Genomic DNA, 23,818 nt, shown 5'->3' with positions numbered 1-23,818 from the left:
GCGCTTGGCAATATTCACCATTTGAAAGGAGGACTTTTATGGCTCACCACAGCCATGTTATCAGTACGCTGGTCACCACCGAAAAACAGGCGCTTACCCTGTCGCTGTTCGGTTGTATCACCTTTGCCATCTTCGGCATCGGCTACGGCCTCTTCGTCGGTTCCAACGCCATCATGCTCGATGGTATCTTCACCCTGTTCAGCATGGGCATGACAGGCCTCGGTCTTGTTACCGCCTATCTCGTTACCCGCCCTTCCGATGCGCGCTTCCAGTATGGCTACGCCCACTTCGAGCCCATCACCAACGTCATCAATGGCACCATTATTCTGCTGCTCTGCCTTGGCGCTCTCTATAGCGGCATCACCACCCTGCTGGATGGCGGACGGGAGATCGATCTCGGCCACGCTCTCATCTATGCCGCCGTCTCCACCTTCTTCTGCGCCATCATCTATCGTATCGAAGCCCAGGTTGCCGAACAGGTTGACTCCGAGCTGGTGCGGGTCGACTCCAAAGAGTGGCTGGTGGATACCCTTCTCAGCGCCACCCTGCTTATCGGTTTCGTGGTCGCCATTGGCCTCGATGCCATCGGCTACGGCCAATACAACCGCTATATCGACCCGGTGCTGGTCTCGCTGCTGGCCCTCTGCGCCACTCTCATTCCCATCAAGGTGCTCGGTCGCAACCTGCGGGAAGTGCTGAAAATTGCCCCCAAGGGGGATGTGCCACGGCAAGTCGAGCAGGAGATCGAGGCGCTGCGCCAGCGTCACGGCATCGAGTGCTACAGCCATCTGGCCAAAAGCGGTCGCCGCTTCGATCTGGAATTGAACATTCTGGTGGCGCCGGGTCAGGAGTGGCCCGTCGAACGTCAGGATGCCCTGCGTCAGGAGCTCTGGTCTCGCCTTGGCGATACCCTTGGGGATGCCTGGCTGTCGGTCTGTTTCACCCGCGAAAAGCGCTGGTTGTAACGACCGCACGGGGGAGCGTGGCACCGCCGCCTCCCCCTGTCGCATCACAACCCCATCACGCCCCACTGACACTGCTCTTGCCAAATTGGCGCCAGCCGCTATCATCAGGGCTCATTTTTCACCCGAGGTTTTATTGCCCATCATGGACAATCCCCGAAGTTGCCCTTCGTCTCTCTCTGTCAAAGCCTATCTTTTTCTGCTTAATCAGCGCCTCTAAATAACACCTTTGCCTTGCTGTTACTGCGGCCATCGCGCGCCGTGATTACTCTCTGCTCTGTCTGTTTTTATTGAGGTCATACAATGGAATTGCTGCTGGATCCCCATATCTGGATTGGTCTGTTTACCCTGATCATTCTGGAAATCGTGCTGGGGATCGACAACCTGGTCTTTATCGCCATTCTGGTGAAAAAACTGCCCCCCGCCCAACGGGACAAGGCGCGCATCATCGGCCTGTCGCTGGCCCTGCTGATGCGACTTGGGCTCTTGAGTGTCATGTCATGGCTGGTCACCCTCACCACCCCGATTTTGCACCTGTGGGATCACCCCTTCTCCGGTCGGGACCTGATCCTGATGGGGGGCGGCCTGTTCCTGCTGTTCAAGGCCACCTCCGAGCTGCACGAGCGGCTGGAAGCCAAACCCCACGATGACGGCCCGGTCGGCGCCTACGCCAGCTTCGGCGTGGTGATCGCCCAAATTCTGGTGCTGGATGCGGTCTTCTCGCTCGACTCCATCATCACCGCCGTCGGCATGGTAGATCATCTGGGCGTCATGATGGCCGCCGTGACCATCGCCATGGTGGTGATGGTGCTCGCCTCCAAGCCGCTGACCCGCTTCGTCAACGCCCACCCGACCGTGGTGGTGCTCTGTCTGAGTTTCCTGCTGATGATCGGCTTCAGCCTGGTGGCGGAAGGGTTCGGTTTTCATATTCCGAAAGGCTACCTCTACGCAGCCATCGGCTTCTCGGTGCTGATCGAGTTTTTCAACCAGCTGGCCCAACGCAGCGCCATGCGTCACGAATCCAAACAGCCCCTGCGCGAGCGCACCACCGCCGCCATCTTCAAGCTGATGGGCAGCAAGGCCTATCAGGACAGACCGGATGACGATCTGGATGCCGCACCTGCCGAGCCGCTCAGCTTTGGCGAGGAGGAGCGCTATATGGTGACCGGGGTGCTGTCGCTGGCCGAGCGCTCCATTCGCACCATCATGACCCCGCGCTCGGAGATGGCCTGGATTGATATCAACGACTCCAGCGACGAGATCCGCGCCCTGCTGCAGCGCGAACCCCACAGCCTGTTCCCCATCTGTGACGGGGATCTGGACGAGGTGATCGGAGTGGTCAAGGCGCGCGATCTGCTGTTTGCCTTGAACGAAGGGCAATCCTTGAGCGAACTGGCCAAGCAGAACGATCCCATTATCGTGCCGCAGACCATCAACGTGATCCGTCTGCTGGCGGAGCTGCGCAAAGCCAAGGGGAGCCTTATTCTGGTCTCCGACGAGTTTGGCGTGATCCAGGGGCTGGTCACCACCCACGATCTGCTGGAGGCCATCGTCGGCGAGCTGCCGGACGAGGACGAAACCCCGGATATCGTGCGCGATGGCGAAGGGTGGCTGATCAACGGCAGCACCAACATCCACCATGTGGAGCAGGTGCTGGAGCACGAGGGGCTGGTGAGCGAGAGCGATGAATACGTGACCCTGGCGGGCATGCTGCTCTCCCACTTCGGCACTCTGCCCACCCCGGGTCAGCAGTTGCAACTGCAGCAGCTCAACTTCGAGGTGATCGAGGTGAGCGAGCGGCGCATCGAGCGGGTGAAAGTGATGCCCGCCGCGGCTTGAGCCTGCCACCAGCAGAATACAGAAGAGGGCCAGACGGCCCTCTTTTTTATGCTTCAACTTTATGCCTCAACGCCTTCTTTCCCGGCGGTTTGTGCTGATTGCTGCATCAAGCACAATTCTCTTGTGCAATTACCCCTCTTTTTCACAACAAGATGGCGGCATAAAGTGGCCTCACTTCCACCATGAGGAACTCAAGATGAGCCACGATCACCTGTTCTGCCCCCTGCGCCTTGGCCAGCTGCACCTTGCCAACCGCATCGTCATGCCCCCCATGACCCGCTCCCGTGCCAGTCAGCCCGGTGATGTGGCCAACGCCATGATGGCGAGCTACTACGCCCAGCGCGCCGAGGCGGGCCTGATCATCAGCGAAGGCACCCAAATCGACCCCATGGGCAAGGGCTACGCCTGGACGCCTGGCATCTACAGCGCAGAGCAGATCGCTGGCTGGAAAGGGGTGACCGATGCCGTGCACGCCAAGGGGGGCACCATCTTCGCCCAGCTCTGGCACGTGGGCCGGGTCACCCATCCGGACAACATCGGCGGCGCCCAGCCCATCTCCGCTTCAGCCCTGCCCGCAGTGGGCGTCAAGGTGTTCGTCGATAACGGCAGCGATGCCCCCGGCTTTGTCGAGACCGTCACTCCGCGCGCCATGACTCAAGCCGATATCGATGCGGTGGTGGGCCAGTTCCGTCAGGCGGCCCGCAACGCCATCAGCGCCGGTTTTGACGGCATCGAGCTGCACGCCGCCAACGGTTATCTGATCAACCAGTTCCTCGACTCCGAATCCAACGCCCGCACCGACAGTTATGGCGGATCGCTGGAAAACCGGCTGCGCTTTCTCAAAGAGGTGACAGAGGCGGTCAGTAGTGAAATCGGGGTCGAACGTGTCGGGGTGCGTCTTGCGCCGCTCACCACCCTCAACGGCACAGTCGATGCCAATCCGCAGGAGACCTATCTGGCGGCCGCCCGTCTGCTGGGCCAGCTCAACGTGGTCTACCTGCATATTGCCGAAGCGGACTGGGACGATGCCCCCCTGATGCCGGAGAACTTCAAGCAGGGTCTGCGGGATGCCTTCCCCAACACCCTGATCTACGCCGGCAAATATGATGGCAAGCGGGCACGTGCCGCCCTCGACGCGGGCTGGGCCGACATGATTGGCTTTGGCCGCCCCTTCGTTGCCAACCCGGATCTGCCGAACCGGCTGCGCCACGGCTATCCGCTGGCCCCCCACGATCCAGCCACCCTGTTTGGCGGCGGCGAAAAAGGGCTGACCGACTACCCCGTCTATCAGGCCGATGACGCAGCGACCAGCCGCTGATTGCCAATGGCCAACCGGCCACGTAACGCAGACCCCACTGGTTGGGGCCTGCCGTATTGTTGCGCATTAGCAACAGTGATATGACTGACCGAATCACTGTTGCAATGATCTCGTTGTTCTCTCCCCTCGCTTTCACAAGGAGTCATCATGAATCACACCCAAGCCTGGTGCTGGCATGCCCCCGGTGAACCGACCCAGCTTACCCTCGCCGATCTGCCCCTGGCACCGCTCGCCCCTGACGAGGTACTGGTAGCCAACCGGGTTATCGCTTTCAACCCGGTGGACTGGAAGCTGATCGAATATGGCCACTCCAACTGGCAGGAGGGTCAGGTGCCCGGCGTCGATGGCATGGGCACTATCGTGGCCCTCGGCGCCAACGTCAGCCATCTGCGCCTCGGTGCCCGGGTCGCCTATCACACCGACCTGCGCCACCACGGCAGCTTTGCCCGCCACACCAAAGTGCCCGCCCGTGCCCTGCTGCCGGTGCCCGATGCCCTGAGTGACGAGGCGGCCGCCGCCCTGCCCTGTCCCGGCCTCACCGCCTGGCAGGCGCTGGCCAAGCTGCCGCGCCTGCACGGGGAAGCGCTGCTCATCACAGGCGCCGGCAGCAGTGTCGGCCGCTTTGCGGTGCAGCTCGCCCTCCAGCAAGGAGCGCGGGTCTTTGCCAGCGCCAGCCCACGCCACCATCAGTGGCTCAAACAGATAGGTGTGCAGGGCGTAGCCGATTATCGGGATCCCGCCTGGCTGGCCACCTTGCAAGCCGCCAACGGCAACGAGCCGTTTGAGGGGATCATCGATCTGGTCTCGAGCCAACAGGCAGAGAGCCTGCTGCCCGCCCTTGGCTACTACGGCCATATGGTGACTGTGCTCGGGCGCATCCCGCACAATCCGTTGCCCGCCTTTAGCCATTGCCACTCGTTGCACGAGATTGCGCTGGGCGCCCAGCACGCCTTTGGCTCGGACAAACAGTGGAGCCGACTGGTCGCCGCCGGTGTCGCCATGATGGAGCAGATGGCGAGCGGCGAGCTGACCCTGCCGCCGCTGGTGGTCGGCGACTTTGAGTCACTGCCTACCCTGCTCAAGCGCTTCAAGCGCGAAGGACAGGGCGAGAAGTTTCTGGTGCGAGTGGCGTAATACAGCCCTCCTCCTGCAACCACACCAGCCATTGAAATAAGAGAGGCCCGCCAGTGATGACGGGCCTCTCTTTATATCTAGTGCATGTCATCTCGACTTCATTGGCGCCTGACTCAGTGCAGGATCACCCCGTGAGTCTCGGCATAACTGCGGATCTCCCGGGTCAGGCGCGCCTTGTCAGCCACAGAGAGCCAGCTCGCCTCCACCGCATTGAGCGACAAGCGGCAGAGCTGACTCATGGTCGCGCCGAGGCCATCGGACAGCGCCGCAAAGTTGGCATTCATATAGCCGCCGAAGTAGGCGGGATCGTCCGAGTTGATGGTGACGCAGAGCCCCTGCTCCAGCAGCCGCAACACATTGTGCTGGGCCATATTGCCGAACACCTTGAGCCGGGTGTTGGAGAGGGGGCATACGGTGAGCGGCAGCCGGGTATCCGCCAGATAGCGCAGCAGCTCGGGATCGTCTGCCGAACGCACTCCGTGATCGATGCGGCATACCTGCAGCTCGTTGATCGCCTGCCAGATGTAGTCGGCAGGCCCCTCTTCACCTGCGTGGGCCACCACCGGCAGCCCCAGCTCGCGGCATTTGGCAAAGACCCGGGCAAACTTGGTCGGTGGGTTGCCCTTTTCACCCGAGTCGAGGCCGATGCCGTGAATCCGTGACAGGAAGGGCTCCGCCTCCTCCAACGTAGCGAACGCCTCCTCTTCACTGAGGTGGCGCAAAAAGCTCATGATAAGGCGCCAGCTGATGCCAAACTCCTTCTCCCCGCGCTGCAGCGCACGCTCGATGCCGCCGAGCACGGTAGCAAAGGGGACGCCGCGGGCGGTGTGGGTCTGCGGGTCAAAGAAGATCTCCACATGCACCACCTTGTCGGCGGCGCAACGCTCAAGATAGGCCCAGGTGAGGTCGAAGAAGTCCTGCTCGGTCACCAGCACGCTGGCGCCGCGATAGTAGAGGTCGAGAAAGGATTGCAGGCAGTCAAAGTCATAGGCGGCGCGCACGCTGGCCACATCGGGCCAGGGCAGCGGAATACTGTTGCGGCGGCCCAACTCAAACATCAGCTCGGGTTCGAGGCTGCCCTCGATATGCAGGTGCAGCTCCAGTTTCGGCAGTCCGGCGATAAATTGCGCGGCGGTGAGGTGTTCGGGGGTGACTGGCTTGGGAATCGGGGTGTCCATAGCGACGGCTCCATCAGCAAAGTGATCCGGCGTCAGCCCCTCCACCAGACTGACCCGACGGCAGCTTTATTGTGCACCGAAGTGGCGAGACAGGGGAGACTTGTCATCAAACAGACTTATAATGGCGTCACAAAAATCATAAATGATTGAACATCTTAACGATTGGCGGCTCGCCTGCGCCCTGACAAGGAGTTTTCATGAAGAAGAACGTCATCTGCGATATCGACGGTGTCATCCTGCACAATAACGATCTCATCCCCGGTGCCGACCGTTTCGTCCATCGCCTGCTGGAGCAGGGCAGCAAGCTCTTGTTCCTCACCAACTACCCGGCCCAGACCCAGAAAGATCTGCAAAACCGCTTCCGCTCCGCCGGGATCGAAGTGCCGGAGGAATGCTTCTACACCTCCGCCATGGGTACCGCCGATTTCCTCAAGCGTCAGGATGGCAAGAAGGCCTATGTGATCGGTGAAGGGGCGCTGACCCACGAGCTCTACAAGGCCGGTTTCACCATCACCGACATAGACCCGGACTTCGTGGTGGTGGGCGAGACCCGCAACTACAACTGGACCATGATGCAACAGGGGGCCAAGTTCGTCGATCAGGGGGCCCGCTTTATCGCCACCAACCCCGACACCCACGGTCCCATGATGCACCCGGCCTGCGGCGCCCTGTGCGCCCCCATCGAGCGGATGACCGGCAAGAAGCCGTTTTATGTCGGCAAACCGAGCGCCTGGATCATCCGTGCGGCACTCAACCGGATGGAGGCCCACTCCGACGACACCATCATCATCGGCGACAACCTGCGCACCGACATTCTGGCGGGCTTTCAGGCCGGTCTCGAGACGGTGCTGGTGCTCTCCGGGGTGAGCAAGGTCGCCGATATCGACCGCATGCCGTTTCGCCCGAACCATATTTTCGACTCCGTGGTCGACATCGATATCGTCTAATCACCACCCAAGCGTTAAACAGGGCAGGTCTCTCCTGCCCTTGCAGGATCTGTTATGGAACCCATTCTGATCGCCGTGGCCTTTGGCTGCGGCATGGTAGTCAATCTGATTGGTCTGCCCCCCCTGCTCGGCTTTCTGGCCGCCGGTTTTATCCTCAACGGCATGGGATATGAAAATACTCCCGCCCTGAGCGAGGTGGCCGATCTCGGCGTCACCCTGCTGCTGTTCACCATCGGTCTCAAGCTCAATATCAAGACCCTGATGCGGCGCGATGTGTGGGGCACCACCAGCCTGCACCTGCTGCTCTCCACCCTGCTCTTTACCATGGTACTGCTGGTCTGCAAGGGACTGGGGCTTGAACTTGCCCTCTCGCTGGACTGGAAACTGGCGCTGCTGCTGGGCTTTGCCCTCTCCTTCTCCAGCACTGTCTTTGCGGTCAAGGTGCTGGAAGATCGCAGCGACATGAATGCCCTCTACGCCCGCATCGCCATCGGGGTGCTGGTGATGCAGGATGTGTTCGCCGTGGCGTTTCTGGCCTTCTCCAGCGGCAAGTGGCCCAGTATCTGGGCGCTCTGGGTACTGGGATTGCCGCTGCTGCGCCCGCTGCTGTTCAAGCTGCTGGAGCGTGCCGGTCACGGCGAGCTGCAGGTGCTGTTCGGAGTATTTCTGGCGCTGGTGGTCGGAGCCGCCGGTTTTGAAGTGGTTGGCCTCAAACCGGATCTGGGGGCGCTGATCATCGGCATGCTGCTCGCCTCTCATCCGGCTGCGGCAGGGCTGGCCAAGGCGCTCTTCAACCTCAAAGACCTCTTTCTGGTCTGCTTCTTTCTCACCATCGGCCTCAACGGCCTGCCGACCCACGACACCATGTTGCTGGCACTGGCGCTGGTGCTGGCCCTGCCGCTCAAAAGTGTCCTCTACTATCTGGTCTACAGCGGCGCTCACCTGCGGGTGCGTACCGCCCTGCTCTCGACCCTGGCGCTCACCAACTTCTCGGAGTTTGGCCTGATCGTCGCCGCCATCGCCGCCAAGGCGGGCTGGCTCTCCCACGAGTGGCTGGTGGCGGTCTCGCTAGCGCTGGCGGCCAGCTTTATGATCTCCGCCCCGCTCAATGCCCAGAGCGAGCGCATGTATCACCGCATCGGCCACTGGCTGCGGGGATTGCAGGCGAGCAACCTCCATCCGGAAGACAGACCCATAGAGCTTGGCGATGCGGAGGTGATCATCCTAGGCATGGGGCGGATCGGTCAGGGGGCCTACTTCGAGCTGGAGAACAAATACGGCAACGTCATCCTCGGGGTGGAGAACGACAGCGAGAAGCTGCCCACCCTGCGAGCCCAGGGGATGAACGTCATCGAGGGGGATGCCACCGATACCGACTTCTGGGACAAGGTGCTCCTCTCCAATCAGGTCAATCTGGTGCTGCTGGCGATGCCCCACCACTCGGGTAACCTCTACGCCATCGAGAAGCTGCGCAGCCACGGTTTTGCCGGCAAGATAGCCGCCATCGTCCGCTTCGAGGATGATATCGCCTCCCTGCAGGAGCAGGGGGTGGATGCGGTGTTCAACGTCTACAACGAGGCGGGCAGCGGCTTTGCCCGTCATGTGATCCGCCGCTTGCAGCCGCTTTGAGTCGTCGGCCAGCAGCCCTTGGCAAGGGAATGCGCATCGTTTAAGTTATGCACAACCTCGTTTAATAAAACGAACAAACGCAGGGCCAAGATGGCCCCGCTTTCCTATCTGCTGAAGCCAAGGAGGCACCATGAAGACCCTCAACGACTGGATTTTGCCGGGCCGCCACGAGGCGGCCCCTACCCCGCTGATGCCAGCTCCCGAGCGCATTAAAGCGGGCAACCCGGCACAAACGGTGTGGAACCACTACTCCGACCCAAGCCAGCAGTTTCACGTGGGCTTCTGGAGCTGCGAGCCGGGCCGCTGGACCATTCACTACACCGAGCACGAGTATTGCCAGCTGCTGGAGGGGGATGTGGTGATCCACGACAGTCTGGGCGGCCAGCTGGCTCTCAAACCCGGCGATCAATTCGTGATTCCGGCAGGCTTTGTCGGCGAGTGGGAGACTCTTACCCCCTGTCGCAAGGTCTACGTCATCTTCGAACCCGCCTCGGCTTGACGTTCACGTCACCCTGCCCCGTTGCAACAATCCTTATCCTGTTGATCTGCTTGACGCTTACGGCATGATTTTCTGCGGTTTTCCCGCTTGCAAAAGGTTTTTCCGCTAGGCATTGTGTCTGACGAGGAATGTAAATGGAATTTCGAGCCCAAACGTGGGGGGCTCATATAAAAATCAAGAGGATTACCGCCAATGTGTTCAATTTTCGGCATTCTGGATATCAAGTCCGATGCAGTCGCCCTGCGCAAATCGGCGCTGGAGATGTCCAAGCGACTTCGTCACCGCGGGCCTGACTGGTCCGGCGTTTACAGCTCCGACAAAGCCATTCTGGTGCACGAGCGTCTGGCCATCGTCGACCCGGGCAATGGCGCACAGCCGCTCTACAACCCCGAGCGCACCCATGTGCTGGCGGTCAACGGCGAGATCTACAACCACAAAGAGCTGGAAAAGACCCTCAAGGTCGATTTCCAGTTCCAGACCAAATCCGACTGTGAGGTGCTGCTAGCTCTCTACAAGGAGAAGGGCCCGGCGTTTCTCGACGATCTCAACGGCATCTTTGCCTTCATTCTTTATGACGCCGAACAGGATGCCTACCTGATTGGTCGCGACCACATGGGGATCATCCCCCTCTATACCGGCCGCGACGAGCACGGCAACTTCTATGTCGCTTCCGAGATGAAGGCGCTGGTACCGGTCTGCAAGAGCGTCGAGACCTTCCCGCCGGGACACTATCTGTGGAGCAAGGATGGCGAGCTCAAACAGTGGTACAAGCGCGACTGGATGGAATACAGCGCGGTCGAGCACAACGTCAGCGACAAGGCCGAGCTGAAAGCGGCGCTGGAAGCGGCGGTCAAACGCCAACTGATGTGCGACGTGCCTTATGGCGTGCTGCTCTCCGGCGGGCTGGACTCCTCCGTTATATCCGCCATTACCAAGCTCTATGCGGCGCGCCGCATCGAGGACGATGGCAAGAGCGAAGCCTGGTGGCCGCAACTGCACTCCTTCGCCGTGGGGCTGGAAGGGTCGCCGGATCTCGCCGCCGCCCGCAAGGTGGCTGATCACCTCGGCACCATCCACCACCAGATCCACTTCACCGTGCAGGAGGGTCTGGATGCCCTGCGCGATGTCATCTATCACCTCGAGACCTATGACGTCACCACCATTCGCGCCTCCACGCCGATGTATCTGATGGCCCGCTACATCAAGGCGATGGGGATCAAGATGGTGCTCTCCGGCGAAGGCTCCGACGAGCTGTTCGGTGGCTACCTCTACTTCCACAAGGCGCCCAACGCCCGCGAGTTCCACGAAGAGAACGTGCGCAAGCTCGCCTCTTTGCACCTCTATGACTGCCTGCGCGCCAACAAGTCGATGGCAGCCTGGGGTGTGGAGGGTCGCGTGCCCTTCCTCGACAAGGAGTTCATGGACGTGGCGATGCGCCTGCAGCCCGCCGACAAGATGTGTGGCAAGGGCAAGATCGAGAAGCACATCCTGCGCGAAGCGTTCGAGGATCTGCTGCCCCACGAAGTGGCATGGCGTCAGAAGGAGCAGTTCTCCGACGGAGTGGGTTATTCGTGGATCGACAGCCTGAAAGCCATGGTGGAACAGGAAGTGACGGATCAGATGTTCGAGGCGGCTGCATTCCGCTTCCCCATCAACACCCCGCTCACCAAGGAGGCCTACTTCTACCGCGCCATCTTCGACGAGCACTTCCCCCTAGAAGCCGCCGCCCGCACCGTGCCCTACGGCAAGTCGGTCGCCTGCTCCACCCCCACCGCGCTGGAGTGGGATGCCAAGTTCAAGGAGATGGCCGACCCGTCAGGCCGCGCCGTGATGGACGTGCACCAGCAGGGCTACTAAGCCAGAGCGGGGCAACCCCATCGGCTAACGCCAGATAGCAAAAAGCCCTTCACCATGGTGAAGGGCTTTTTATTTTTAAATGTTCCAGATGCAATCAATATTGATAAATGAATATGCCACTTAGCTCATCTTGAAATAAATCCACAATAATTGTTGCTCAGATAAAATGGGGCACCATTTTATTACTCACAAGTCAAAATCTGGCCTGAAATATATTTCACACAGCTTGCCAGATTATATCCACCACAAATGTGTATTAAAAAAACGTGGCAAAATGACAAAGTACAATGCGTAATGGCGATCATATTTCGCTAATATTACAGCGTCCATCGCAATGAGAAGGTGGTGACCGCGACATGGTCTCCCCCAGGTACCCAATCAACCTTGGGTGCATAACCGACTTCCAATGCAACTGACTTGTAACCCAGTATCACTATCGGCAAAGCGGCAAAACCATCAATACCCGAACCGTTGAGATAACCAGCCTGCGCCCCTACCCCAGCAAAAACATGTTCGGTGAGATACCACTCTTTCCGATAAGAGAAACCCGCATAACCAGCTGTATTTTCTAGAGAATCTCGATAAAACCCGCCGCGCAGCGCAAGTTTTCCCGTGTCGTTGTCACCCAAGAACACCCACGCCAATCCCAATCCCGGGTTAAAACCATTAAAGTCACAGGTTTTGCTTTTTTTTCCTGTTCCCTGCGAACAATCACTGTGTATTGATGCCCCGTGAATAATGAGTGAAAGATCATGTTCAGCTGCCATGGAAAAAGTCGGCAACCCCAAGAGTCCAATGGATAACAAGCAACCGTGAATGTTCATGTTAACCTTCCTGGTTTTATTTACCTCTCACTAACACACTAAATCAAAAATAGGCAGACATCAAACGAGTAACATCAGAGCGGTTGAACCGATAGATGTAAACGGGTCGCTAATACCATCGAGAGTGGCCAGCCAGGGTAATGTAAGGCACATGGTATTATTCACCCTCATACGGCGTTCCGGCGATACAAGCTCATCACGCATATTCGGCGCTGAAAGCTTCATTTTTTCCATGACCGCCAGCGCACTCATTTTCAGATGACGGTAAAAACTGGCATTGAGCTGGGTCAGATGGAGCAAGGAGTGGCGCACCCGTTTGAATGTCTCGGCACATACAGGGCTCTGCGAGTGCCAGAAGGAGGCCAGCGAACCTTTGGTGGTCAGACCGTCAATATCATAGAGTGCCCGCCCCATGCAGAAGGTGGGTACATCATGGAGCAAAGCAGAGAGACCGACCGTGCTGTTGATGGTGATCACCCCTTTGAGCAAGGGATACAGGGTTGGCAGCGGCAGTTCATAACCGTAAAAGACCCTCCCCTCCAGGCCAAGCACCGCGATGAGTCTGTTTATCTGGGCGCGATAACTGACATAGCCCCGATCCATGGGGTGGTGCTTGAACAGCAACACATCTTCGGGTTTGGCATGCTCCGCAAAGGAGTTGATCACCTGCGCAACCATCTCCTCTACCCCGCTCAGGTCAGAGTGCTCACGGATCTGAAAATCCTCGGTCACTTGCAGTGGCACAAAGAAGATCCGCCCGGCGTGCTGCGGCAACGCCTTGAGCAGGGCGCGATCCTGGCGCAAGTTGCCGTATTTCACCATGGCGCCACAGACCCACCCCATCGCCTCCTGCACCAGACTCCAGGGACGGTGATTCACAAAGTGGGGATAACGCCAACGGAACAGCGACTTGTTGATGTGGTAGCGACTGGCATACCAGGCGCGCACCGCAAAGGTCTTGCCCACCTTGAGCGAGCTGTCATAAGGCACAGGCCAATCCAGTTGGGCAAGTTGATCGCGCCGCTCATACCAGGGGCTGAAGGCATTGACCCCCCCCTGCTCCAGCGTGACGAAATCGGGTCTGAGATAGCCCTCCTCCATCGCCCAGAATGGCACTCGCTTCAACTTGCAGATACGGCCAGCCTCCAGATGGTAATAACGGCAGTCCCCGTAACAGATCACCGTATCGATACCCTGCTGCTTGAGCACCCGGCGGAAAAAGGCGTTCCAGCTTTCCGGTTTCCCGCGAAAACGCAGATTTTTTCCGGCACAGGGCCAGCACTCATCCCCGCCATTGAAATGGATCTTCACCACCTGATGTCCCGCCTCGGTCAACTGGCGACTCAGGGTCTGAAAGAAAGGGCCAAGCGGGCCTTGCAGTAACAAAATCTTCATTGACGACTTATCTCAAAAACGGGGAGAGAGAGGGGCGCTGCATGAGCGTCTGGAACAAGTAACCGAGCTTGAGCTGCCAGCGTTGCCAGCGGCTCGCTTTTTGGGCCGATGAGTGTCCCTGCTTCGCCAGTTGGTGGATCAACTGCTCCGGACTTATCCAGAGCCCGGTCTGCCAATCGAGATAGAGCGGATAGGCAACCAGCGTCAGATAGACCAGCGCCGCCAGCGGCAGACTACGTTGACGACGAGCAGGCGGATTGGCATCCGTGGTCAACCCCCAGCCACTGTAGAAGGGTTGGCCCCAGGTCGTCACCTTGACCCCCTGCACCAGCGCCTCGAAGCCACTGAGCGAGGTCATGGTATGCAGCTCATCCACATGGGGATAGAGGCTGGTGAGCCCAATATCCAGCACCTGGCTATCGACACACTCCGCCAGACAGGCCGCAGAAATCGCCCCACCACGATTGCCCGCCACCACATCAGGGTGTGGCTTGTAGAGAATATGAGCATCGGGTTTGGCCGCTCGCACCGCCCACAGCAACTGCTCATTGCTGCGAATATGGGGGCTCCCGGTCAGAATGGAGGCATCGCCATCTACCTGACCCACCACCAGCACCAGCTCACGACCATCATCGGGCCTGGTGTAGTGCTGCGGCTCGCCCACATTGTATTTGCTGACCCTGTGTTCCCGTAGCAAGGCGAGCAGCGCATCCCCGCGCTTGACCTCCGCCTCTGTCAACTCCTGATAGTTGAGCAACTGTTCCAGCCCGCTGGGAGTGCGACTGTCGAAATAGATCCCGACCGGGTCCAGTGACAAGGAGGAGGGACGACAGAGATTGGAGCCCAGCCCCCTCGAGCGAATAAAACCATCCTCGACCCGGATTGCAGAGGCGAGATCAGGGTGGCGGCTACCCCACACCAATATCTGCTCGTCACCGGTCAACCGCTTGGGTGGCTTGCGCACAAAGCGCAACTCATCGGCCAAATGCTGGCAAAACGCCTGCATAAATGCCCGCTTCCACAGCGAGAAACCGACCAGATAAAGCCTGCGCCAGCGCGGCGCGGGGCGGCGCTGATTGGCAATAATGGCGATCACCTCCTCTACCTCGCAACGCTGGCCCAGCACAGGGTCGAGATAGCGGGGATAGCGGATCAAGGCTGCCGCGACCAGCTGGGCGAGCGACACTTTTACGTTGCGCCGTTCACACTGCTTGCTGTCATGGGTCAGCCCCCAACCCGCATAAAACGGCATACCGAAGCAATAGACCGGCTTGCCAAGCAACAGGCCCTCAAAACCAAGCTGGGATGACACCGTATAGACAGCATCCACCACATTGAGCAGTGCATGGGGATGGCAGTGATCGGCCACAATCTCCACATCATCCAGGTTCAGACGGGCCAACACCCCGCGCTTCTTGCCAAGGCGAGTATCGGGATGGGTGCGCAGCAGCAGGCGCGCATCGGGATGATTGCGGCGCGCCGCCTCCACCATCGCCACAAAATCAGCTTCACTGGCCAGCGCCCCCGGAATGGAGAGATCCCCCGCCACCTGATCGACCAGTAGGACCCTGGGTTTGGCGCTCTGCTGCAGACGTGTGGCAAGCCCTGATGGCAAGCCGCCATAGTCCCCGACGGCAGAGAGGGCGGTCACGCTGCCGCTGGCAATCGACTGATCGGGGGCAGTGGCATAACAGTTGTATTTGGTGACCCCGAGGCGTACCAGCTCATCGATCAGTCGCTCGGCCCGTGCCAACATCTGTGGCTCGCACGGGGTAACAATCAACTGCTCAAGCTGACTGGGCTGGCGGGCATCGTAATAGATCCCCACCGGATCGGCGATCAATGAGACCGCCTTGCCCCCCCTGGCGGGGTGGCCGATATAACCGATAAAGCCGTCTTCCAGCTGCCAATAGGGCAAACTCAGGGTCTTGGCCTGCTCCTTGATCTGGTGGGTATTAGCCTTCTGGCCCCAGCCGACCAGCACATCCCCCGGCTGTACGGCATCAGGGGAAGCAAAGCGCGCCAAGGGTTGTCCCAGACAGGCGCTGATTTGAGTGCTGCGGGCCAGTATGCCGCTGGATTGTGTCCATAGAGTCATGCAAATTGCTCAGATAAAAAGTTCAGCGAGATGTGGGCTTAAACATATCTCTGAAAAAGGCCCGAGGGTTGAGGTAGAGCTTGCGCAGCTTGCGCCACAGTGGCCGCTTGCGCTGCACCCCCTCTTGCCAGCGCAACAGCCCCGGATATTCGCTCACCGGATAGCCCGCCTCCTCCTGCAAACGGATCATCCACTCGCGAAAATCCGGCAGCTCCCCGCCAAGGTCGTTACAGGGCACCACGGGCCCTTTCAACGGGCCTCGCTCTGCTTCACTGCGAGCCAGCATCTGCTCAAGCAACTGATCATTGTTAGCCCGCCGTTTGTGGTAAGGGTGAGTCAGGGGGCGCGGATGCCACTGGTGAACCAGAAACCGGCCGGCAAACAGATGGGGCAGCGCATAATAACTGAAATAGCGGCGAAACCCCTGATAATCTCCCGGATGCTGTGCCTTGATATTGAGGGCATAGTCATCAGGTCGTGGCCCGATGGGGTAATGACGGGTGAGCCTGTCAATCAGTTCGAGATCTTCTCCGCCATGGCCGACAAACTGTTCATCAAAGCCCCCCAGCTGCAAAAACCACTCGCGATTCATCAGCAGACAGCTGCTGGCCAGGGCGATTCCCTCCACTCGATGATTCTCCCCGCGCAAGAAGGACTCCAGGCAGCCCTGAAAATCCCCGTCAAAGTACTCTGTTTCCTCCTTGGTCAGATATAGGCAGGGGTACATCTCAAAAGCAGTTAAGCCGTATTGACGGTATGTCTGGCTACGTTCAGATAATTGCCCAACCAGCTCAGGGGGACAGAGCAGATCTGCATCCATAAGGAAGAGTGCTTTTGTCGTGCTGTATTTGATTGCGTGGTCACGGGCAATCCCGGGTGAGTAGACAGGAAAAGGTTGTTCATCCTCGATAAAGCGAGTGTTCACTCTGTCTGACAGAGCTTGTTTCCGATTCGTTGGGATCAGAATATCCAGATCTGGTCTCATAGAAAGAGACTGGAGGCACGCCTCCAGTCTCTTTCTCGCAGTGCCCAGATCCCCACGTCCACTTTGCTGAAAGTGAAACGGGATGATCACGCTGATATTGCGCGACATTATTTATACCGTATTATCTGAGTGAACATTAAAGTAATTGGCGCACAATATATTGACAATGTCAAACGCAATATTTTCTATATGTTTCATCTATTAATGCCATTGCATCCTCTTTATTTAATGCCACATGTCCATTTGCATATGCACTAGATGAAAACAAGTGAGTTGACAAAGAAAAATCGAAATCTAATTTCTTTATATTTTTAATGAATGGCATAACATGACTATCTAAATGGTGATCGTATATAGAGCAAGCAATTGAAATATATTTTGGTTGTGACTCTTTACGAAAAAATGAGATAGGGTCTAGACTCTCAGTAACATTGAATTTATTTAGAACATAAGAGCTACCACTATGTTTTTCTAAAATAGTTTGTGGACACTCAGCTATAGCTATTGAATTTTTACATAAAAAAGCTAAGCAAATAGCCGCATAACCTCCCATAGATGATCCATATAAAATTAAATTCTTATACCCTTTATTAGTCACAAAATCATTTATCATCTGAGCTAACTCATATATAAAAGATTTTCCACTGGTATTTATGTACCAACTGCCTCCAGGGGTTTGATAGTCATCCATATTTTGATATGGGTCAGATAAGAATAGCAAATCATACTTATTTTTTAAGTCATTCTTCCATGATTGCCTAGGATAGAATGGGTATAAATTCTTCTTCCTAACAGATGGGAGAAAAATGATGATGGTGTCGCTGTTGCTTTCTGATGTATAGTCATATGAAACACCTTGAAACATGCTGAACCTCTATATTACTCAAATGCTAAATGTTTCGATCGGGCGGTTTTTTGAAATTTTCTTACCTGTCGAATCCATTACGAATCCAACAACCCTTATATCTTTATAACCTTGATAGTCAGGAACTAATAGCACACACCGGGGCTCGCTAGAGTACCACTGAATCCGAATTTTTTCGCCTCCCGACATTAAATAAAAAGCAAATGAAATTGAACCTTTTAGGTGCAATTCATTACCAGCAATAGCAAATAAGAAGAAAGCCTCACCGACTCTAAAACCACTAACTTCGAGGCCAGTGTTAGCATTTACTGCATAATGGTTAGTGAATGCCATCCATTCATCATTGCGCATTGAATTTAGGTTATCAATGTCATTTTTATCAAATGGGTAAATACCAGTATCTATAAAACGATTAAATTTATTTTTAAAATAAGATAGCTGATTACTTGATGGGATACTGTCTAGCTCGTCTAGCTCGTCTAGCTTATTTGTTTTAGGGAAGACATTGAAAGTGGTAGAGAGAATACATTTTTCATCATCAACTTCAACACCCAATACAAAATTAGGCTCAAGATGTTTTTCTTTTAGGCTAATCCATCCTTGGTAAAAAGGTTCTTTTAAGCCTTTCTGCAAATAGCTATTTATAGATTTTGGTGTGCGAATTAACACATGTAAATCCATGGATTGAGCTAAATATAAATCACTGCTAATTTTGGCAACAACAAAGTCTAATGAAAAATGAAACCACTGTATAAATTTACGCATACCAGAATAAGATGTTAAACTATCATTTATTCGTAGTATTTTTCCTTTATCAAAATAAATTTTTCTTTCAAAATGAACTGATAAGCGCTTAAATAAACGCGCTATTTTAACTTCACTTATATTATCATTCTTTTGATATGACTGGATTGCGGAACTATAAAATTCGTTCTTTTTAAAATCCCCCCACCATGGATATTGGCTATCATCAACACTCACAGTGTTATGAGCCCTAGTACTTGTCATGTACTGCCTAACGGGATCATCATAATCATAAGAGTATTTACCAGAGTCTGTTATAATTACTTGACCATATTCAGACCATTCAAAAGAAAAATCATCAGAGTGCCTGTGTATGTTACTAGCAAAACCGGCTCTTAAACATAGATACGAATTTAGTTTGTGCTCCATATCCCCAGATAAAATTATATATCCAGTTTCATCAAAAAAATGGTCACCCGTAACAGTAGGAAGATCCAAATCCATTATGTTACTATCACCAAAAAGGGTCCCTTTCCCACAAGGATGGAAAAGATATTTCAAATTACTTTTCACGGCCTCAATATCATTCATATCAAAACAAAACATGGCCCCTTTAAATTCAGGGCTATCTAGTATTTCTTCAAATTCTCTAATGATATGTAGATGATATGCAGGACTATTCTCAAAGTGCATATTCTCTATGCCGTATTGAGTTTTCCACAAAAAATTAATCTTCTCAATAGCATAACTATATGCTTTATCAGCAGCATTTAATTGTGGTAGAAGAGTTGATATCGTAACTAACCCCCGCATTTGAAATAACCCATGGTTATTTTTTTGAAAGAGCTTGCTATCTAATAGGTTGTCAAGATGTAATTGTGCGAGCGCGATTAAATCAGCTCTCATTTCTTCAGAAATATTATCATCATCTAAAGCCCATCTGACGATAATGGCAATCCTTCTTACACGAAATGAAACAGCATCATCTTTCCATCTAAATGCGTAACTATTGTCATCTTTTACGGAGAATTGGTACCAGTCGAGCAAATATCGTACAGCCGTATGCATCGATTCGATATTTTTATTATATTTATAATCCGCAATAAGTTTATCAATCCAACAAAATGTATGTAAAAGACGTTGCCAACTACGGTAACTATAGGGATCAGAATCCCACCTTACCGGAAGGGTAATGGGGAATGGCTCACATCCTAAGAATACTAGAGCATCATCCTTCCAAAATTTATTCCCTTCGTTGATTGATAAATTACAGTAGAAAAAAACCTGGTTTAAATAGCTTGACATTTAATAATTACCAATCAAATAATTTTGAAATATTTTTTGCATTACGAATTGAGCAGAAATTATCTACTACATATTTATTTAAAATATCAAAATCAATACTTTTCATTCCCTTACTTACAAACTTACAAATATCAGAGGTGGAATTGAAAATATATTTTTTGGGGTAAATGGTATTTACACCTGGCCATTTTAATAGTAATGGTACTGCACCAGATGCCATACCCTCAGCGGGGGCCATGTGGAAACTTTCAAAATCGCTTGTTGATAACATCCAACCAATTTTCCTCATCCATTCGGGGACATTATCTGTATGTCCATCAAAAATAACATTATCCCGCCATGCAGAATTTTTTATCCGAGAGTAAATATGTTCGTAGTAATCCATTTCATCTTTTCTAGATGCCATCCAACTATATTCTTCAGGGCGTTTACCTAAAATATATAGTTTATATCTGTGATCCTTTTTATAGAGTTCATCTAGTACATCAAGAGCAAGATCCAGCCTTTTCCTCTGAGGAACCATGCCAATAAAACCTAAGTTAAATCTAGCATCTTCATGCTTTTCCGTATTATATGAATTTACATCAATCAAGTTGTAAATCATATTCATTTTAGAGCGAGGGAAAAGGAACTTTGAACGGAACTGTTCCATCCAGTATGGCGAGACACAAATTATTTCATCTATCGCGTCAATGTTATACTGATTGGGGTAGTCGGTATGAATCTCCTGAAGGTGAAGACGAACGACTAATCGTTGACCTGGTTTTTTGTTATTAGAATACCAAACTGCATTTCCAAGCCCCCATTCACAAAAGATAATATCAGCCTTATTAAGAAGAGACCGACTCACTGACTCATCATGTTTATCATGTCCTTTCCAATGATCAAATATAATCTCACAGTCAATATTGTCATTACAATATTCTATTATATGTTTTGCAAATTTCAAGTCGTGGCCAGCAATAAGAATAGTTTTCTTTTTTGGTATTTTAAATACTTCTGATGCGTTTTCCACATTATTTTCCGCATCAAACTTTTCAATTACGGAGTTATTTAGTGAAGTTTTTCCATCAATAAAGCTCTTGTATGCGAATGCAATGCCATCAATGTCCGTTTCGACCAAACTTGGCATATTAATTTCACCAAAAATATCAGTGACAAAACCTTTGCTCATACCAACAGATAACATTGGTTTTTTAACGGCAAAATAATCGGCTAATTTCCCAGGATAGAATGGGGATGTCGATAGACCATCTTGCGCGAAGTCTGCTTCACGTAAGAGCAATGCATCAGCTTGAGTCATCAATTTAAGGCTATCAAGATATGAGACTGAACCATTGAAAGATACAACACCAGATAAATCACCAAGCTCGGCATCTTTTATATATTTGTCATTTGCCCCTTAGAATTCTATCTTAAATTTATCTTTGTATTCTGGATGGGTGTTAATTAAATTTCTTGCAGCAGAAATAAATGGTTCTGATGTTCTTTTGAATTTGTATAACATGCCAATGTGCATGAATGTAAACACATCATTTTTCTTGTGTGATTGAGTGTACATTCTTTTGTCAAAGCAGTGATGCAGTGAGGCGAATTTATGACTAGAGTCTTGTGCTCCGTGAGCTTGGAGCATAAATTCTTTCTGATAGTCATTTGTTACAACAATTTTATCCGCAAGAGATATAACATCTCCTTCAGACGCTGCATCAACATCTCCCAAAGGGAAATTATAGTATTTATCATATGGATTTGACTTTATTGGGTCACCAAAAGATGCTATCCATTTGAGATGTGGATATTTCCTTTTTATATTTATTGCTGCCAGATGAGACACAAATTCATGTGAATGAGAGAAAATATATTCGTAATGGTTTTTCTTCTTAAGCTCTTCAAAAAGATTCATTACTGAGTCGATGTATTTATCTCTTGTTTCAACACACCTAGAGTTTTCCCCTCCGACATCGATTTCGAAGCGATTAAATATCGCATCGGAAAATTCAAACATTGAAATATTGTCTTGAGGGCCATCACGTTTTATTTGCGCAACATCAAATGTTTTATCAAGAGACTTTATTCGTTTAAATAAATTAAATGCTGACGAAGACTTATAAGGAGGAAAGTGCCAAGAGATAAGAAAAATATGCTGATTGCTACTCATTTTCATGCCCAAAAGTTGCTGTAGTAATAGTCTTCCAAAAATGTTTCATTGATCATCATGACATTTTTGACTTCCACAAAAAAATCGTTTCCAATGAAGTCGTTTTTATTTTCATAAAAACTTTCTGAGAATCTCATTGTAAAGTCTACGTCTTTTATTTTCGCGGAGAGTAAATCTACATATCCAGGGAATTCATCAAGTATAATGAGTAGTTTTTTATTTTTGAGAGTCTGCTTATTGAAAACCGATATAGCATTATCTACGTCACTTTTTTTCTTGGCAGATATAACCATAGTTAGTTTTTTATCTTCAATAGCGATATTTAAGCCTATTCTATCGCATATGGTTTTTACCCGGTGTCGATAGGTATGATACCTCATAACCTCTCTGACACCACGTTTTGATATTTCTTCATATAATTCGGGTTTAGAGTTGAGTAATGAGATCATCTCAAGAGCATTTTCTTGAGTCGTGGCATCTATTACCATATCACCGAACAGTTCTTGTGAACCCTTCGAATAGTTCCCAATAACAGGTGTCCCGGAAGCTAATGATTCAAATACACGTCTTGCAAACATTGAGCTGGAATCTTGAACGCTATTCATGTTTATCTGAAATTTATAACCACTATTGACAATACTAAGTTCATTTGGTTTTAAATTGCCAATTATCTTATTCTTGTATCTTTCTGGGTATTTGAACCTAGGGTCATCCAGGTTAAAGCAGCGATCATAAATATCTACATCAAGCCCAGCGTCAGAGATTATATCCATGATTTTATTGAAGTCATTACAGCGGTCTTCTTTTTCGACATAGTAACTTCCGGCAAATACAGCTTTGTTCTTTCTGCCCATCTTTATGGCAACACCAGGATTATGGAGCTTTGGTTGTGCAGCGAACGCTAATACACCAACATCAATGTTATGGTCATCTTTATATCTTTTAACCATGTTCACATCTGATGTAAATACGTGTTGGAACATGGCTGCGATGGCAGAAAATTTCTCGTAATGTACAGGGTCTTCTTTATTCCAAAAAACAGTAGGTATATTATTTTCTTTGCAATATTTAAGTAGTTCAGAGAGCTTTTTCCCACCACCACTCCCCTTCGTTAGAGTTCCCCATGAGTTATCATTTCCTCTCCAACAACTTTCCACCAATAAAAAGTCTGGCTTTGAATTTGATATCTCTCTTTTCCATGAATTGGGGCTTAACTTGATTGTATTTACTTCATGCTGTAGGCATTCAAATGTAAGCTCATCAAGGATGCAAGCGATTTTTATTTGGTTGTATTTTTTTGCAGTTTCATTTTTTATTACTCTTATTGAGGATGGTGTTGATATAGGCTGTTCATCACTCCAACCACGTTCATCAAATAAAAAAACCTGGTTATCAATAAATATATCTCCATGATTTTTCCATGCATGGAATCCTAATCTTATCTTTTGCACATCCTTGGATACGTTGAATTCACTATAAGGCTTTCTAGAATCAACATATCTATAATAACCAACCGCTTTAGAATGATAAAGATCATGTTTTTTGGATGTTATATTATTATTTTTATTATCATAAATTTCTACACGCATTACCGCTTGCTCATGATTTTTTATATCATCAATGCTCTCGGTAAATAGTCTATGCAGAACGCTGAATGTTTTGAGCTTATCAAGACTGAACTCATACCATAAAACGTTCTTATCGAGGCGAATAGGATTTATTCCTAACTTACAAAAATTAACCAATGGTATATCAATGTTATGGTTTTTCGTTGCGGAAATAGATGAGTTTATCCTTTCATCTTGCCGCTTTATCTCAGATTTGATATTAAGAATCTTACTAGGTAATTTTATAAGTGCACTAAAGCTCCCTTTTGACTTGATAAGTGCATTTCCAAGTCTATAGGAATAGCTATTTTTTAACTTTTCATTGATGACTCTGATTGTCTCTAATTCACTAAGTGCCTTCTCATACTCGACAACTAGTTTGTTAAGCTGAGAAGATGTCTGTTCTATATTTTCTTTCATCACAGTCCCGTAAAAATATCTCATGCTCACTTATAATATTAGAAGCATTTATAT

The 23,818-nt window shown here is 51.8% G+C and carries 18 protein-coding genes; 8 read left to right on the top strand and 10 right to left on the bottom strand.

Features of this window, described 5'->3' with window-relative positions; translation table 11 throughout:
- The first annotated feature begins 38 nt into the window (after window positions 1–38).
- From I6L44_RS04140 to I6L44_RS04125, 4 genes are all read left to right on the top strand, one after another.
- Complete coding sequence (locus tag I6L44_RS04140; RefSeq protein WP_005361338.1) at window positions 39–965, top strand: cation diffusion facilitator family transporter; 927 nt, start codon at window positions 39–41, stop codon at window positions 963–965.
- Window positions 966–1,265: 300 nt separating this feature from the next.
- A complete protein-coding gene (locus I6L44_RS04135) occupies window positions 1,266–2,801 on the top strand; it encodes a TerC family protein (RefSeq protein WP_216953374.1) in 1,536 nt (511 codons plus the stop codon).
- Window positions 2,802–2,997: 196 nt separating this feature from the next.
- Window positions 2,998–4,119, top strand: a complete 1,122-nt coding sequence (locus I6L44_RS04130; RefSeq protein WP_216953373.1) for an alkene reductase — start codon at window positions 2,998–3,000, stop codon at window positions 4,117–4,119.
- 147 nt (window positions 4,120–4,266) lie between these two features.
- A complete protein-coding gene (locus I6L44_RS04125) occupies window positions 4,267–5,253 on the top strand; it encodes a zinc-binding dehydrogenase (protein ID WP_216953372.1) in 987 nt (328 codons plus the stop codon).
- A gap of 113 nt (window positions 5,254–5,366) precedes the next feature.
- Here I6L44_RS04125 and I6L44_RS04120 read toward each other — a convergent pair whose 3' ends face one another.
- The gene (locus I6L44_RS04120; protein ID WP_216953371.1) at window positions 5,367–6,431 is read right to left on the bottom strand and encodes an adenosine deaminase; all 1,065 of its coding nucleotides are present in this window, start codon (window positions 6,429–6,431) and stop codon (window positions 5,367–5,369) included.
- A 197-nt stretch (window positions 6,432–6,628) separates the two neighbouring features.
- Here I6L44_RS04120 and I6L44_RS04115 point away from each other — a divergent pair, with 197 nt between their 5' ends.
- The 4 genes from I6L44_RS04115 (at window position 6,629) to asnB (ending at window position 11,363) form a co-directional block, all read left to right on the top strand.
- Window positions 6,629–7,378, top strand: coding sequence for an HAD-IIA family hydrolase (locus tag I6L44_RS04115; protein WP_005337281.1), 750 nt, complete (start codon window positions 6,629–6,631; stop codon window positions 7,376–7,378).
- Between the two features lie 54 nt (window positions 7,379–7,432).
- On the top strand, window positions 7,433–9,007 hold the full coding sequence (locus I6L44_RS04110) for a cation:proton antiporter family protein (protein WP_216953370.1): 1,575 nt from the start codon (window positions 7,433–7,435) through the stop codon (window positions 9,005–9,007).
- 130 nt (window positions 9,008–9,137) lie between these two features.
- Window positions 9,138–9,506 carry a cupin domain-containing protein gene (locus I6L44_RS04105; RefSeq protein ID WP_194496217.1) on the top strand — a complete coding sequence of 123 codons (369 nt, stop codon included), beginning with the start codon at window positions 9,138–9,140 and terminating at the stop codon, window positions 9,504–9,506.
- 192 nt (window positions 9,507–9,698) lie between these two features.
- Entirely contained in the window at window positions 9,699–11,363 is a 1,665-nt protein-coding gene (gene asnB, locus I6L44_RS04100) for an asparagine synthase B (protein WP_005361356.1), read from the top strand.
- A 317-nt stretch (window positions 11,364–11,680) separates the two neighbouring features.
- Here asnB and I6L44_RS04095 read toward each other — a convergent pair whose 3' ends face one another.
- The 9 genes from I6L44_RS04095 to I6L44_RS04055 all read right to left on the bottom strand — a co-directional run bounded on the left by I6L44_RS04095 (window position 11,681) and on the right by I6L44_RS04055 (window position 23,764).
- Window positions 11,681–12,187, bottom strand: coding sequence for a hypothetical protein (locus tag I6L44_RS04095; protein WP_216953369.1), 507 nt, complete (start codon window positions 12,185–12,187; stop codon window positions 11,681–11,683).
- A 60-nt stretch (window positions 12,188–12,247) separates the two neighbouring features.
- Window positions 12,248–13,582, bottom strand: coding sequence for a capsule biosynthesis protein (locus tag I6L44_RS04090; protein WP_216953368.1), 1,335 nt, complete (start codon window positions 13,580–13,582; stop codon window positions 12,248–12,250).
- Between the two features lie 7 nt (window positions 13,583–13,589).
- Window positions 13,590–15,680 (bottom strand): capsular polysaccharide biosynthesis protein, encoded by a 2,091-nt coding sequence (locus I6L44_RS04085; protein WP_216953367.1) that lies wholly within the window; start codon window positions 15,678–15,680, stop codon window positions 13,590–13,592.
- A gap of 22 nt (window positions 15,681–15,702) precedes the next feature.
- Window positions 15,703–16,773 carry a galactosyltransferase-related protein gene (locus tag I6L44_RS04080; RefSeq protein ID WP_254204260.1) on the bottom strand — a complete coding sequence of 357 codons (1,071 nt, stop codon included), beginning with the start codon at window positions 16,771–16,773 and terminating at the stop codon, window positions 15,703–15,705.
- Between the two features lie 61 nt (window positions 16,774–16,834).
- Window positions 16,835–17,530 (bottom strand): hypothetical protein, encoded by a 696-nt coding sequence (locus I6L44_RS04075; RefSeq protein ID WP_216953366.1) that lies wholly within the window; start codon window positions 17,528–17,530, stop codon window positions 16,835–16,837.
- A gap of 18 nt (window positions 17,531–17,548) precedes the next feature.
- Complete coding sequence (locus I6L44_RS04070) at window positions 17,549–19,579, bottom strand: alginate lyase family protein (protein ID WP_216953365.1); 2,031 nt, start codon at window positions 19,577–19,579, stop codon at window positions 17,549–17,551.
- A 7-nt stretch (window positions 19,580–19,586) separates the two neighbouring features.
- Entirely contained in the window at window positions 19,587–20,882 is a 1,296-nt protein-coding gene (locus I6L44_RS04065; RefSeq protein ID WP_216953364.1) for a glycosyltransferase, read from the bottom strand.
- Window positions 20,883–20,981: 99 nt separating this feature from the next.
- Window positions 20,982–21,743, bottom strand: coding sequence for a hypothetical protein (locus I6L44_RS04060; protein ID WP_216953363.1), 762 nt, complete (start codon window positions 21,741–21,743; stop codon window positions 20,982–20,984).
- A complete protein-coding gene (locus tag I6L44_RS04055) occupies window positions 21,740–23,764 on the bottom strand; it encodes a glycosyltransferase (protein WP_216953362.1) in 2,025 nt (674 codons plus the stop codon). Before I6L44_RS04055 ends, I6L44_RS04060 begins: the two co-directional genes overlap by 4 nt.
- Window positions 23,765–23,818 lie beyond the last annotated feature (54 nt).

The sequence above is a fragment of the Aeromonas sp. FDAARGOS 1414 genome, from assembly GCF_019047065.1.
Classification (GTDB): domain Bacteria; phylum Pseudomonadota; class Gammaproteobacteria; order Enterobacterales; family Aeromonadaceae; genus Aeromonas; species Aeromonas veronii_A.
Note: the sequence above shows the minus strand (reverse complement) of the source record. Positions and strands in the feature narration are given on the sequence as shown.

Excerpts from the sequence above, each read along its gene's own strand:
- I6L44_RS04115 (WP_005337281.1), top strand. The coding sequence starts at position 6,629 with ATGAAGAAGAACGTCATCTGCGATATCGACGGTGTCATCCTGCACAAT.
- I6L44_RS04110 (WP_216953370.1), top strand. The coding sequence starts at position 7,433 with ATGGAACCCATTCTGATCGCCGTGGCCTTTGGCTGCGGCATGGTAGTC.
- I6L44_RS04135 (WP_216953374.1), top strand. The coding sequence starts at position 1,266 with ATGGAATTGCTGCTGGATCCCCATATCTGGATTGGTCTGTTTACCCTG.
- I6L44_RS04060 (WP_216953363.1), bottom strand. The coding sequence starts at position 21,743 with ATGAAAATGAGTAGCAATCAGCATATTTTTCTTATCTCTTGGCACTTT.
- I6L44_RS04055 (WP_216953362.1), bottom strand. The coding sequence starts at position 23,764 with ATGAAAGAAAATATAGAACAGACATCTTCTCAGCTTAACAAACTAGTT.
- I6L44_RS04065 (WP_216953364.1), bottom strand. The coding sequence starts at position 20,882 with ATGACTCAAGCTGATGCATTGCTCTTACGTGAAGCAGACTTCGCGCAA.
- asnB (WP_005361356.1), top strand. The coding sequence starts at position 9,699 with ATGTGTTCAATTTTCGGCATTCTGGATATCAAGTCCGATGCAGTCGCC.
- I6L44_RS04095 (WP_216953369.1), bottom strand. The coding sequence starts at position 12,187 with ATGAACATTCACGGTTGCTTGTTATCCATTGGACTCTTGGGGTTGCCG.
- I6L44_RS04075 (WP_216953366.1), bottom strand. The coding sequence starts at position 17,530 with ATGTTTCAAGGTGTTTCATATGACTATACATCAGAAAGCAACAGCGAC.
- I6L44_RS04140 (WP_005361338.1), top strand. The coding sequence starts at position 39 with ATGGCTCACCACAGCCATGTTATCAGTACGCTGGTCACCACCGAAAAA.
- I6L44_RS04125 (WP_216953372.1), top strand. The coding sequence starts at position 4,267 with ATGAATCACACCCAAGCCTGGTGCTGGCATGCCCCCGGTGAACCGACC.
- I6L44_RS04090 (WP_216953368.1), bottom strand. The coding sequence starts at position 13,582 with ATGAAGATTTTGTTACTGCAAGGCCCGCTTGGCCCTTTCTTTCAGACC.
- I6L44_RS04120 (WP_216953371.1), bottom strand. The coding sequence starts at position 6,431 with ATGGACACCCCGATTCCCAAGCCAGTCACCCCCGAACACCTCACCGCC.
- I6L44_RS04080 (WP_254204260.1), bottom strand. The coding sequence starts at position 16,773 with ATGTCGCGCAATATCAGCGTGATCATCCCGTTTCACTTTCAGCAAAGT.
- I6L44_RS04070 (WP_216953365.1), bottom strand. The coding sequence starts at position 19,579 with ATGTCAAGCTATTTAAACCAGGTTTTTTTCTACTGTAATTTATCAATC.
- I6L44_RS04085 (WP_216953367.1), bottom strand. The coding sequence starts at position 15,680 with ATGACTCTATGGACACAATCCAGCGGCATACTGGCCCGCAGCACTCAA.
- I6L44_RS04105 (WP_194496217.1), top strand. The coding sequence starts at position 9,138 with ATGAAGACCCTCAACGACTGGATTTTGCCGGGCCGCCACGAGGCGGCC.
- I6L44_RS04130 (WP_216953373.1), top strand. The coding sequence starts at position 2,998 with ATGAGCCACGATCACCTGTTCTGCCCCCTGCGCCTTGGCCAGCTGCAC.